The sequence below is a fragment of the Streptomyces sp. NPDC097981 genome (genome assembly GCF_040302565.1).
Taxonomy (GTDB): Bacteria; Actinomycetota; Actinomycetes; order Streptomycetales; family Streptomycetaceae; genus Streptomyces.
Genome location: NZ_JBEORW010000026.1, coordinates 91699 through 104259 on the forward strand (window position 1 = coordinate 91699; position 12561 = coordinate 104259).

A 12561-nucleotide genomic window follows, 5' to 3' on the forward strand; every position below is an offset into this window, starting at 1 on the left:
TCGAAGGATCCGTCTACGGCCTCGACAGACAGCCGAGGAAACGCACGTACTTCATTCTCCCATGACCTGGCATTAATGCCGCCCGGGCTGATCGTCCAGGACATACCGGGCCGCGTGGTCTTTTCCTACGGGACTTTGGTCCCGGGGGTCAGCGGGACGCGCCGGGCGGGCGGCGGGCTCGCCGCGCGGCCGTGCACCGGACCCCGTCGCCGCGCGAGGGGGAGGACCGATCCGCCGTAGCGGACCGCCGTGAACTCGGCGGCAATGGCCAGGGCCGTCTCCTCGGGGGTGGCGCCGCCGAGGTCCAGCCCGATGGGCGAGCGCAGCCGGGCGAGTGCGGCCTTCGGCACCCCCTCGTCCCGCAGCCGCCGCTCGCGCTCGGCGTGGGTGCGCCGCGATCCCATGGCTCCCACGTAACCCAGCGGCAGCCCCAGGGCCAGCGCCAGCAGCGGTACGTCGAACTTGGCGTCGTGCGTGAGGACGCAGACCGCCGTGCGGGAGTCCACCCGGCCCGCCTCCCATTCCGCGGCAAGGTGCCGGTGCGGCCAGTCCACGACCACCTCGTCGGCGTCGGGGAAGCGGGCCGGCGTCGCGAAGACGGGCCGGGCGTCGCAGACGGTGACCCGGTGCCCCAGGAAGGCCCCGATCCGGGCCAGGGCGGCGGCGAAGTCGATGGCTCCGTAGACGATCAGCCGGGGTGGTTCGGCGGCCGATTCGACCAGCAGCGTCAGGGGCTGCCCGCACAGTCCGCCCCCGGTGCCGAGTTCGGCGGTGCCGGTGCGCCCGGCCAGCAGCAGCTCCCGTACCCGGCGGGCGGCGGCCCGGTTCAGGGCCGCGCCCCCGCCCAGGCAGCCCTCGTACGATCCGTCGGGGTGGACGGCCAGGGCCCGGCCGAGCTGCGGCGGCGGGCCGGAGACCACCCGGGCCAGCGCGGCCCGGGCCCCCGTGGCGGCGGCGTCGAGCACGGAGCCGAGGACGGGCCGCACCGGGTCGTGCCCGCGCACCGGGGTGACGAGCACGTCGAGGACTCCTCCACAGGTCAGGCCGACGGCGAAGGCGTCGTCGTCGCTGTAGCCGAAGCGGTGCACGCCCCCTTCGCCGGAGGCGATCGCGTCGAGGCAGAGCTCGTGCACGGCGGACTCGACGCAGCCCCCGGAGAGGGAGCCGAGCGCGGTGCCGCCGGCGTCGACGGCCAGTGAGGCTCCCGGGCCGCGCGGAGCGCTCCCGCTGACGGCGACCACGGTGGCCAGGGCGAATTCCCGGTGCGCGGAACACCACGCGCGCAGTTCCTCTGCGATGTCGAGCATCAGCGGATGTACTCGCGTCTCGCGCTCTGGCCGGGGATCAGAGGCCGCGGCGGCAGCACCGGCGGGCCGGTGCGCGCCACGGGGCCGGGCGCCCCGGTACGGGAGACGGGGCCGGGCGCCCCGCCCAACGGGGGCCGGCCGGGCGTGGGGAATCCGACCAGGTCCCGGCCGCGCGTGCCGAGCAGCATCGACGCGTGGGCGACGCTCGCGAGCGTGGCGTGGTGGTGCCAGCCACGGAAGGAGCGGCCCTCGAAATCACGGATGCCTACGGGTTCGCAGGTCTCGGTGAAATCGAGGGATACCCGGTCGGTGAGTTTGGCGAGCAGGAAGAGCTGGGCCAGCGGCCGGTCGCCGATGTTGGTGATCCAGAACTCGGAGGGCAGCAGGGCGGCTTCGGTCCAGGCGCCGACGAGCAGCAGCGGGGTGGGCGGCAGCGGTACGGGCCGGTCCTCCCCGGGCGTGGCGAGGATGGCGGCCGAGGTCAGCAGGGTCACTGCTCCTTCGGCGCGGCCGTGCCGGGTCCATTCGACGACGCGCCGCTGGGAGCGCAGGGAGTCGATGAGTTCGCGGGCGGGTGCGGTGTGCGGTCCGGGCTTGTGCCGGCCGGCGCCGCCGAAGGAGACGGGCAGCGAGCCGTCGACCTTGAAGACGAAGGGAATGTCCTGCAGGGCGAAGGACTCGATGCTCTGCGGGATGTCGGTGTTGGCGACCTCCATCACCACGGGCCGGCGCTGGAGTTGCCAGGTGGCGGCCATCCGCTGGACGGCGTGTACGGCGTCCTGGGCGGGGGTGAGCGAGCGGGCGGTGTCGGGGATGCCGGCCCGCCGGCGGCGCAGCAGTTCGCTCGTCCACGGACCGGGGAGGGTGAGGGTCCATTCGACGGGGAAGCTGGCCTCGCTGGAGGCGAGCCAGATGCCACTGGCCTGCTGACAGTTGGCGGTGCGGCCGAGCTGGGGAACGAACTGCCGGCCGACGCCGACCGAACGGTCTCCGGCCTTCTCGATGACCATGGGCTGGACCACCCAGGCCAGCGGGCGCTGGGCGGTGCGTTCGAGGTACTGGGCGAGGGAGCGGCGTACCGGCGCCCAGTCCCAGGGGGACTTGCTGATGAACTGCTGGAGGCTCTGTTCGACGGAACTGGCCCCGGTTCCGGCGATGTTACGGATTGTTTTCTTCCCGCTGGTCCGCACGAGGCCATTGAGATAAACGCGGGCCCAGTTTCGCTGGTCCCGCCGCGGTAATGATTCGAAGAAAAGAGAGATCAGAACGTCGATCAATTCGGAGATTTCCTTGGTGGATTCCTCCGGCAGAACTACGCGAGCCATCTGGGCCTCCCCCGCGACCACTAGATCCAATACCCTACTTGACCGTACAGAGCGGCCGTAGGCCCCTGCGGCTACTTCCTGAGGTCGCTCGCAGTTTGGAGCCGCTCTTCTTCTACCACGAGGGGGATGGGGATCTGGTTCGCCGCATAGTAGAGCGCGATGAGGAAGTGTGCGACGAGAGTGAGCGGTGCGGAGAAGAAGGACAGGAGAACGGTCAAGGGGTACGCCACGGCGCCGAGACCGAAGCGCACCCGGGTGGCCCGGGCGCCCTCTTTGTCCACCTGCTCGTGGAACAGGTGGCCGACGCGGGTTACGTACCACCAGAAGGCCAGGAACGCCAAGGCGTAGGCGACGGTGATCGAACTGTAGAGGATCGCGGCGGCGTTGGCGGAGCCGCCCTCCTCGACGAGGTGCTCGGCGAGCACGGTGGTCGTGTACGGAATCACCGATACCACCATCAGCACCAGGAGATTCAGGAACAACAGGGGTCGGTCCACGCGCTTGAGGTGACTGAAGATGGTGTGGTGATTCACCCACATCACGCCGATGATGAGGAAACTCACCACGTATGCGGCATAGTGCGGCCACTGTTCCCACACGCCATGCCAGAAGTCCGATCCCGTTTCCTGCGGAACCTTTAGTTCCAGGACCAGAATCGTGATGACGATGGCGAATACCCCGTCACTGAATGCCTCGACACGCCCGGTTTCGCGTTCCATGACCTCCCCTTTGCCATTTCAACAGCCTGCACGTGCGGGGAGGGCGCTGCCTCCGCCCTCCCCGCACACGCTACCCAGATATCGTTGGTCAGCTGCCGAAACCGGCGGTCTGGCGCCAGATCCGGCCATCGCGGACCACGAGTGTCCCGAACGCGTGCTCCGGCTCGCCGTTCAGATTCATGATCGCCCGGTAGAAGATCGTGTCCTCGGTCTCGATGTACTCCTGGAGTTCCACCAGCGTCGGCTTCACCGTCAGGTAGCCCGTGAACGTCTCGCGCACGGCCTCGATCCCGACCGAGACCCCCTCGAAGCGCAGCAGCACGGCGTCGTCGGTGTAGTTCTTCATCACCGCCTCGATGTCGAGGGCCGCCAGCGCCTCCATCTGGCGGACGAACACCGGGTGCAGCTTGGAGATGTCGTACTTGGCCATGTCGACTCCATTCTTTCAACTGGTGGTGGAGCGGGTGGAGGTGGGTTCATCAGGTGTTTCGGCGCAGGCGGCAGCCGCTGTGAGCGGCAGCCGGACGACCATCCGGGTCTCGCCGGGACGCGAGCGGGCCGCGATCGACCCGTGGTGGCGCTGCGTCACGATGCGGTAGCTGAGGTGCAGTCCCAGGCCTGTGCCCTTCCCCACGTCCTTGGTCGTGTAGAAGGGTTCGAAGATCCTGGGCAGGGAGTCCTCGGGGATGCCCCGGCCGGTGTCGGTGATCTCCACGACCAGGCAGACGCCCTCGGCGCGGACCCGCAGGGTGAGGGTGCCGGCGCCCTCCATGGCCTCGGCCGCGTTGTCGACCAGGTTCGTCCAGACCTGGTTCAACTCACTTGGATAGCCCGTCAGTTCGGGCAGATCCGGCTCGTACTGGCGCACGATGGTGATGCCGGACAGCTTGGAACGCAGCACGACCAGGGTGTTCTCCAGCCCGTCGGCCACCGCGAAACGCTGTTCCGGCGCCCGGTCGAGATTGGCGTAATCCCGGGTGGCGGCGACCAGTTGGGAGATCCTCGGACCGGCGGCCCGCAGTTCCGCGGCCAGTGACCGGATCTCCAGCAGGGCCGCGAGGTGGTCGAGGGCGACGGGCAGGGCCGGCTCCCCGACCCCTTCCAGCCGCTCCAGCAGCCAGCCCAGTTCCAGCCCGAGGTCCGAGATCCCCGAGCCGAGCAGTCCGGGCCGTTCGGTGCCGGCCTCCTCGGCCCAGTCGGTGATCTCCTCCTCGGCGTCGGCCTGGGCGAGCGGATCGGTGGTGACCGGCGGCGGCAGCTTGTCGAGTTCCTCGGACAGCCGGTCGAGTACGGAGCGCTCCGCGCCCGACGCGGCAGCGCCCCAGGCCTGGGCGGTCCGGGTGAGGCCCTCCAGCGCGGGTGCCAGCTCCTGGGCGGCCCGGGCCACGGCGGCCGCCGGATTGTTCAGCTCGTGCGCGAGCCCGGCGGCCAGGGTGCCGAGCGCCTCTACGGTGGCCCGCTTGCGGGCCTGCACCTCGGAGGACTTGATCCGCCAGGCCAGCACCGGGATCAGTACGGCCGCCACCCCGTGGCAGCGGGTCAGCATTTCGAAGAACACGGGCTTCGGGTACGCGACGACGGTGGTCGCCGGCCCGCTCGCGGCGGCGGTGGCCACGTACGCGCCGTCCGTCAGCAGCGGCAGCTCGCCGGTGAAGCGGTGCGCGGCGGAGGGCTTTCCGTCGTGCTCCTCGGCGGCGGCGCTCTCCTCCTCGGTGGAGTGCCGGGTGAGCACCTCCTCCCGGCCGTCGACGACCTTGGTGACGACCAGCCCGCCCGCGAGCAGGACGTGGAAGCCGTCGGCCTCCTCCCCGTCCCGGAAGAGGACCTCCCCGTCGGCGAGGACCCGGGGCTCGGAGACGGAGACCAGCCATTCCAGCTGGTCCTCGGTGAGCCCTGCGAAGATCTCCAGCCCGATCAGGGCCGACCGCAGCTCGGCGGCGCTCATGTCGGCAGCCTTCATGTCGTGCTCCCTTCGGCCCGGGTGCGGGCGGCCAGCCGCAGCGTGACGAACAGGGCCAGCGCGCACACCCCGGCGACGGCGGCCATGAAGCCGACCGAGGTGCGGTGCAGGCCGTGGATGTTGGTGAGCATTCCGGCGAGCACCGCCGGCACGCTCATCGCGAGGTACGCGAAGACGTAGACGGCGGCGGTCAGTTCGCCGCGGTGTGCCGGCTCGGCCAGCGCGCTCAGCGCCCGGAAGGAGCCGAGGAACGCCGCGCCCCAGCCGCTGCCGAGGACGGCCGTGCCCACGAGGAACACGGCGGCCGAGCCGAGGCCCAGCGCGAGCAGGACCAGGCCGAGCCCGGCCAGCAGGCCGCACAGGCCGAGGACGGCGGTGCGCAGGGCCTCGGTGCGGCCCAGCAGCAGCTGGGCCGCGGTGGCGGCGCCCGCGAGCAGGGCCACGGTGGCCCCGCCGACCAGGTAGTTGGTGCTGCGGAGCAGCGAGAGGGCCAGGTGCGGCCCGAGCGAGAGGTAGAAGCCGCCGACCGACCAGACGGCGACGATGGTCAGGACGAGGACCGCGAACCGGCCCCGTACCGCGGCCGGGACGTGGATGCGGCGTGCGGAGATCCGCAGCCGACCGCCGGTGCGGGCGTCGGGAGCGCTCTCTCGCATCCGGACCACCCCCACCAGCGTGGCCGCGAAGGCGGCGACCAGCAGCAGGTAGCTGAGCACGGTCGGGGCGGGCGCGTACTGGACGAGCAGCCCGGCGCCGAGCCCGCCGAGCCCGATGCCCACCGTCGGCCCCGCGCTGTTGACCTGGGCGCCGAGCGCCGGCCGCGAACGCGGGGCGAGTTCGAGCAGGGCGGCGCCCATCGCCCCGGTGGCCAGGCCCACCGCGAGCCCCTGCACGGCGCGGGCGGCGAGCAGCAGCCCGAGCCCCTGCGCCCCGGCGAACAGTCCCATGGAGACGATCGCCAGGACCAGGCCGACGCCGAGCACGGGGCGCCGGCCCAGGGTGTCCGAGAGGGAACCGAACAGCAGGAGCCCGATCAGCACGGTGACCGCGTACAGGGCGAAGACCACCGTGATCATGCCGGAGGACAGGCCCCATCTCTCCTGGTAGAGCACGTAGAGGGCGGACGGTACGGAGGAGGAGAGCATCAGCAGGACGAGGACCGCGCCGACCACCCAGAAGCCGGAGCCTCTGGGGGCCCCGGCCGCCTGGGCGGCCGCTCGCGCCGGTACCCCCGTGGTCGTCCTGGACGTTTCGGCCACTGCGTCAACTCCCCGTTGGTGGGCGGTCAGGCGAGGGCCTGGTCTGCCCTCTGCAGCGCGCGGGCGGCCAGCACCCCCGCGAGGTGGCCGAGGTACTCGGCCGAGGTGCCGCGACCGGGGACGAACAGCTCCCTGGGCTCGGCGCGGAAGGCCGTGAGCACGGCCTCCGTGGTGTACGGGCCGCCGCGCAGCCGGTCCTCGACACCGCGCAGCCGCAGCGGCCGGGCGGTGGCCCCGGTGACCGCGATGCGCGGCCCGTCGGGGGTGATCCGTACGGCGGTGGCGCACACCGGGTAGCGCGTGGCCCGGTCGGCGGTCTTCTCGAAGGCGGCGGCCTTTCCGGCGGCGGGTGCCAGCAGTGCGGTGACCACGGCCCCGGCCGGTGCCCCGGAGGCCGCGAACTCCTCGGCGGTCACGGTCGACCGCCCGCCGGGTCCGGCCAGTTCGACCCGGGCGCCGGCGGCGATGGCCGCGACCGGCAGGTCGGTGGCGCGCCCGCCGGCGGCGAGGTTCCCGCCGGCGGTGCCGAGGTTGCGGACCTGGGGGTCGCCGTTGGCCCGGGCGGCGGCCGCCAGTTCCGGGGCCTCGGCGAGGACGACCGGGTGGGCGGCGAGCTCGGCGAGCGTGGTGAGCGCGCCGATCCGGAGCCCGTCGGAGGTCCGCTCGATGCCGCGGAGCTCTTCGAGGTGGCGTACGTCGACGAGCAGCCGGGCGGCGGCCTCGCCGGTGCGCAGGGCGGGCAGCAGGCTCTGGCCGCCGGCCAGGACCCTGGCGCCCGGGGTGCCGGAGAGCAGGGTCAGGGCCTCGTCGAGGACGGCCGGCCGGACGTAGTCGAACTCGGTGAGGATCACTGGGCTTCTCCTCGCAGGCGGCGCCAGACCTTCTCGGGGGTGAGCGGCATGTCGATGTGCTGCACGCCCAGGTCGGACAGGGCGTCGACCACCGCGTTGACGACGGCCGCGGCGGGCGGCACGGTGGCGATCTCGCCCGCGCCCTTGGCGCCCAGCGGGTTGTGCGGGCTGGGCGTGGTGGTCTTGTCGAGGGTGAAGAACGGCACGTCCGCGGCGCGCGGCAGGGCGTACTTGGTCAGGTCCGAGCTGATGAGCACACCCTGTTCGTCGTACACGGCCGCCTCCATCAGCGCCTGGCCGAGGCCGTGCGTGATGCTGCCCTCGATCTGCCCGAGGACGATCTTCGGGTTGCCGATGTGGCCGGCGTCGTCGACGGCGGTGTACGCCACCACCTCGGTCTCGCCGGTGAGTTCGTCGACCTCGACGACCGCGACGTGCGTGCCGAAGGGGTAGTTGAAGTCCGGCGGGTCGAAGTGGGTGGTCTCGTCGAGGGCGGGCTCGATGTCCGCGGGCAGCCCCCAGCCGTACCACATCGCCATCGCCAGCTCGGAGAAGGTCTTGGTGTTCTCCTCGTTGCCGTCCTCGTAGACCTTGCCGCCCGCGTAGACGACCTTGTCCTCGGGGATGCCGAGGAACACGGCCCCGGCCTTGACCAGCTTGGCCTTGATCTTCCGGGCGGTGAGGGCGACGGCGGGCGCGGCCATGCTGTAGGAGCGCGAGCCGTAGGTGCCCTGTCCGTACGGGGCCTTCAGCGTGTCCCCCTCGTACACCTGGACCTGGGCCGGGTCGATGCCGAGCTCGTCGGCGGCGACCTGCGCGAAGACCGTGTGGTGGCTCTGGCCCGTGGAGGCGGAGCCGACGGTGACGGTGACCTCGCCGGTGGGGTGGACGCGGATGTTCGCGCTCTCCCAGGTGCCGCCGAGCATGCCCTCTTTGGACATCCGGGTGGAGGGGCCGACGCCGCAGATGGCGACGTAGGTGGCGAGGCCCACGCCGAGCCGCTTGCCGCGGGTACGGGCCTCGGCCTTGCGGGCGGGCATGTCGGCGTAGCCCGACAGCTCCATCGCCTTGTCGAAGTTCAGCCGGTAGTCGCCCGAGTCGTACGTCCAGCCGAGGCCGTTGTCGTACGGGAACTTCTCCTTCGGCACCAGGTTCTTGCGCCGGACGGCGGCCGGGTCCATGCCGATCTCGGAGGCGTACCGGTCGACGAGCCGCTCCATCAGGAAGGCGGCCTCGGCACGCCCGCTGCCGCGCTGGGCACCCAGCGAGACGGTGTTGGTGAACGCGGCGTACACCTCGCAGAAAGCGGCGGGGATGTCGTACATGCCGCTGATGGAGCGTCCCATCAGGGCGGTGGCGACACCGGGGCCGATGGTGGAGGGGTACGCGCCGAGGTTGGCGTAGCTGGTGGCGCGCAGGCCGGTTATGCGGCCGTCGCGGGTGCCGGCGAGGGTGACGTGCTGGCGGTGGTCGCGGCCCTGGACGGTGGAGTTCATCAGGCCGGTGCGGGTGTCCACCCATTTCACGGGCCGGCCGAGCTCTTTGGAGAGCAGCAGGACCAGCGCCATGTCGGGGTACAGGTAGCCCTTGGTGCCGAAACTGCCGCCGACGGTCGGTGCAATCACCCGGAGCTTGTTGAACGGGATGCCGAGGACCAGCGCGGCCAGCAGGAAGCGGTGGTTGTGCGGGCCCTGGGTGGAGGCGTACAGCGTGTACTCGTCGGTGGCGGCGTTGTAGTCGCCGACCGCGCCGCGCGGCTCGATGGGGCTGTTGATGGTGCGCTGGTTCACGAGGTCCAGCTCCACCGTGACCTCGGCCTCGGCGATGGCCGCGTCGGTGCGGTCCTTGTCGCCGCAGGTCCAGTACGCGTTCAGGTTGCCCGGGACGGCCTCGTGGAGCTGGGGTGCGCCCTCGGCGAGTGCCTCGTCGGCCCGGGTGACCACGGGCAGCGGCTCGTACTCGACCGCGATGGCGGCCAGCGCGGCGGCGGCCTGGCGCGGGGTCTCGGCGACGACCACGGCGATCGGGTCGCCGACGTGCCGGACGGTGTCGCCGGTCAGGACCGGGCGGGCGCCGGGAAGTCCGTAGGGGTGGGGCGGGAAGTGGCTCTCGACGCCGCCGGGTATCCAGATGCAGGGCAGCGGCATGACACCGGTGTAGTCGGCCGCGGTGGCCACCTTCAGCACGCCGGGCATCTGCGCGGCGGCCTTGGTCTCGATCGAGAGGATCTTCGCGTGGGCCACCGGGCTGCCGAGGATCGCCATGTGGGCGGTGCCCGGGAGGTCGATGTCGGCCACGTACTTCGCCTCGCCGCGCAGCAGCTGCGGATCCTCGCGGCTGTCCAGCGGCTGTCCGAGCACGCCCGATCCCTGGAGGGGGGCCTCCCCCGTCACTGCGGTCATCTCCCTCACACCTCCTTGCCGGAGGCGGACGCGGACGCGGACGCGCCGGCGGAGACGGCGGCGCTCTCGCCGATCTCCTCGGGTATCTCGGCCCGGGAGGCGGAGCAGGCGCGCTGCACGCCCCGTACGACACTGTGGTAGCCGGTGCAGCGGCACAGGTTGCCGGTGAGCCACTCGCGGATCTCGGGCTCGGTGGGTGCCTCGCGGTCCGCGGTGTTCTCGACGAGCTCGCCGAGGGCCATCACCATGCCGGGGGTGCAGAACCCGCACTGGGTGCCGTGCTCCTGGCGCAGGGCCTCCTGGAGGCCGGTGAGCTCACCGCCCCGCGCGGTGACGCCCTCGATGGTGGTCACCTGCGAGCCGGCGGCCGACGCGGTGAGGATCAGGCAGCTCTTGACCGAGCGGCCGTCGAGCCGGACGACGCAGGTACCGCACTGGCCGGTGTCGCAGCCGACCTTGGTGCCGGTCAGCCCGAGGCCGTCGCGGAGCCGTTCCACCAGCAGCTCGTTCGGCTCGGCCGAGAACTGCTCGGGTCTTCCGTTCACGTTCAGTGAGAGATCCATGCCAGCGCCTGCGCTTCCGTGAGCGGCCGATTGAAAAGGGGCCCGCCGGGCTGCTGGAGAATTCCTCCCGCGTGCAGCGAGCCGGTGTCGACGGGAGCGAATCCCAGATCCGCGATGATTCCCGCGACGATCTCCTTCGCCTTCTCGTCGTCGCCCGCCGTGAAATGGGCCAGGCGTTCGCCCCCCGCAGTGCCGGCGACGGCGAGAGTCTCGAAATGCATGGTGTTCAGGGATTTCACGACCCGGGCGCCGGGATACCACTCGGCGACCAGTTCGCTGGAGCTGCGCCCGCCGAGATCGGCGGGCGCGCCTGCGCCGCTGAACGCGTTCGTGGCGTCCACCAGCAGCTTGTCCTGTACGGCCGCGGCCGGCAGGAGTCCGCGGATGCTCGCGTAAGGCACCATCAGCACCAGGAGTTCGGCCCGGTCGGCAACCTCGGCGGGGTGCGCCGCCGAGGCCGCCGGGCCCAGTTCGGCCAGTAAGGGGCCGATGGACTGGGGGCCGCGGGCGTTGGCCAATAAGACCTCGTGCCCGGCCGCCACCAGAATCCGCGCGAGGGTGGAACCGATCCGCCCGGTGCCGATGATGCCTGTACGCATTGCCGCTCCTACTCGGTCGGTCAGTCGCTCGGACGGTCGGTCAGCCGGCCGCTCGGCCGGTCAGTCCATGCCGATCCAGACCGACTTGGTCTGGGTGTAGCTCTCCAGGGATTCCGGGCCGCACTCGCGCCCGTATCCGGAGGCCTTGTATCCGCCGTAGGGCACGGAGGGGTCGTACTGGTTGTAGCAATTCACCCAGACCGTGCCGGCCTTGATCTGGGAGGCCACCCGGTGGGCACGCCGCAGGTCCTTGGTGTGGACGCCCGCGGCGAGGCCGTACGCGCTGTCGTTGGCGATCCGGATCGCGTCTTCCTCGGTGTCGAAGGGGATGATCGACAGGACCGGGCCGAAGATCTCCTCCTGTGCGATCCGCATGCCGTTGTCGACGCCGGTGAAGACGGTCGGCAGGAAGTACAGGCCCTGACTGGAGGCCCCCTCGGGGGTCCAGCCCGTGCCGCCGGTGCGCAGCACGGCGCCTTCCTTCTCGCCGATCTCGATGTACGAGCTGACCTTGTCGAACTGGCCGCGGTGGGCCAGCGGTCCGAACAGGGTCTCCGGGTCGCGCGGGTCGCCGGGCCTGAGGGCGGCGGCGCGCCGGACCAGGCGCTCGACCAGCTCGTCGTGGATGGGGCGCTGGAGCAGCAGCCGGGAGCCGGCGGTGCAGATCTCGCCCTTGTTGTAGTAAATGCCGAAGAAGGCGAGCTCCTCGGCGGCGTCCAGGTCGGCGTCGGCGAAGACGATGTTGGCGGATTTGCCGCCGAGCTCCATCGTCACCTTCTTCAGGGTCCCGGCGGACTTGCGGATGATCGACTGGCCGACCGCGGTGGAGCCGGTGAACGCGATCTTGTCGATGCCCGGGTGGTCCGTCAGGGTCTCGCCGAGCTCCACGCCGGGACCGGTGATCACGTTCAGCACGCCGTCCGGGATCTCCGCCTCCTGGAAGAGTTCGGCGATCTTCAGTGCGGTGAGCGGGGTGGCCGGGGAGGGCTTGTGGACGACCGTGTTGCCTGCCGCCAGCGCCGGTGCGATCTTCGTCATCGACAGCAGCAGCGGGAAGTTGAACGGGGTGATCGCGCAGACCACGCCCAGCGGCTCGCGCAGGGTGTAGGCGAGCTGCCCGCCGGCCGGGGCCCGCGAGGAGCCGTCGACGCGGGTCACGGCGCCGGCGTAGTAGTGCATGAGCTGGGCGGCCATGGGGGCGTCGACCGTGCTGGAGAAGGCGAACGGTTTACCCATGTCCACCGTCTCCAGCAGGGCGATCTCCTCCAGGTCGCGCTCGATGAGCTCACCGACCCGGTTCAGCCGCAGCGCGCGCTCCTGGGCGGACAGTCTGCTCCAGGGACCCTCCTCGTACGCGTGGCGGGCGGCGGCCACGGCCGCGTCCGCGTCGGCGGCGGTGGCCTGGGCCACCGGTACGATCTCCTGTCCGTCCACGGGACTGATGTCCGGCTCGGTACGGCCGTCCTGGGCCGAGACCCATGTGCCGCCGATGAACAGCTTCCCGGGGTTGGCCAAGGGCTGGTCGCTGAGCGCGCGCTTGGTCATGGCTGCCTTTCGGGGTCGGGTGCGGGGCGTC

Annotated in this window: 11 protein-coding genes; all 11 read right to left on the reverse strand. The window is 71.5% G+C overall.

The features are described from left to right. Window positions 1–125: 125 nt before the first annotated feature. Window positions 126–1307, reverse strand: a complete 1182-nt coding sequence (locus tag ABTY04_RS24565; RefSeq protein ID WP_352215532.1) for an XdhC family protein — start codon at window positions 1305–1307, stop codon at window positions 126–128. Further along, window positions 1307–2632 carry an IS701 family transposase gene (locus tag ABTY04_RS24570; protein WP_352215533.1) on the reverse strand — a complete coding sequence of 442 codons (1326 nt, stop codon included), beginning with the start codon at window positions 2630–2632 and terminating at the stop codon, window positions 1307–1309. Before ABTY04_RS24570 ends, ABTY04_RS24565 begins: the two co-directional genes overlap by 1 nt. A 71-nt stretch (window positions 2633–2703) precedes the next feature. Beyond that, the gene (locus ABTY04_RS24575; RefSeq protein ID WP_352215534.1) at window positions 2704–3351 is read right to left on the reverse strand and encodes a TMEM175 family protein; all 648 of its coding nucleotides are present in this window, start codon (window positions 3349–3351) and stop codon (window positions 2704–2706) included. An 88-nt stretch (window positions 3352–3439) separates the two neighbouring features. Beyond that, a complete protein-coding gene (locus tag ABTY04_RS24580) occupies window positions 3440–3781 on the reverse strand; it encodes a nuclear transport factor 2 family protein (protein WP_266668960.1) in 342 nt (113 codons plus the stop codon). A gap of 15 nt (window positions 3782–3796) precedes the next feature. Next, on the reverse strand, window positions 3797–5311 hold the full coding sequence (locus ABTY04_RS24585) for an ATP-binding protein (protein WP_352215535.1): 1515 nt from the start codon (window positions 5309–5311) through the stop codon (window positions 3797–3799). Beyond that, on the reverse strand, window positions 5308–6570 hold the full coding sequence (locus tag ABTY04_RS24590) for an MFS transporter (protein ID WP_352215536.1): 1263 nt from the start codon (window positions 6568–6570) through the stop codon (window positions 5308–5310). Before ABTY04_RS24590 ends, ABTY04_RS24585 begins: the two co-directional genes overlap by 4 nt. A 26-nt stretch (window positions 6571–6596) precedes the next feature. Next, window positions 6597–7421 (reverse strand): FAD binding domain-containing protein, encoded by an 825-nt coding sequence (locus ABTY04_RS24595; RefSeq protein ID WP_352215537.1) that lies wholly within the window; start codon window positions 7419–7421, stop codon window positions 6597–6599. After that, entirely contained in the window at window positions 7418–9823 is a 2406-nt protein-coding gene (locus tag ABTY04_RS24600; RefSeq protein ID WP_352215538.1) for a xanthine dehydrogenase family protein molybdopterin-binding subunit, read from the reverse strand. The genes ABTY04_RS24595 and ABTY04_RS24600 overlap by 4 nt, the downstream gene beginning before the upstream one ends. A 5-nt stretch (window positions 9824–9828) precedes the next feature. Beyond that, window positions 9829–10386, reverse strand: coding sequence for a (2Fe-2S)-binding protein (locus ABTY04_RS24605; RefSeq protein ID WP_352215539.1), 558 nt, complete (start codon window positions 10384–10386; stop codon window positions 9829–9831). Beyond that, window positions 10371–10985 (reverse strand): NADPH-dependent F420 reductase, encoded by a 615-nt coding sequence (locus tag ABTY04_RS24610; RefSeq protein WP_352215540.1) that lies wholly within the window; start codon window positions 10983–10985, stop codon window positions 10371–10373. The genes ABTY04_RS24605 and ABTY04_RS24610 overlap by 16 nt, the downstream gene beginning before the upstream one ends. Window positions 10986–11045: 60 nt before the next feature. Beyond that, window positions 11046–12530 carry an aldehyde dehydrogenase family protein gene (locus ABTY04_RS24615; protein WP_352215541.1) on the reverse strand — a complete coding sequence of 495 codons (1485 nt, stop codon included), beginning with the start codon at window positions 12528–12530 and terminating at the stop codon, window positions 11046–11048. Window positions 12531–12561: the final 31 nt, after the last annotated feature.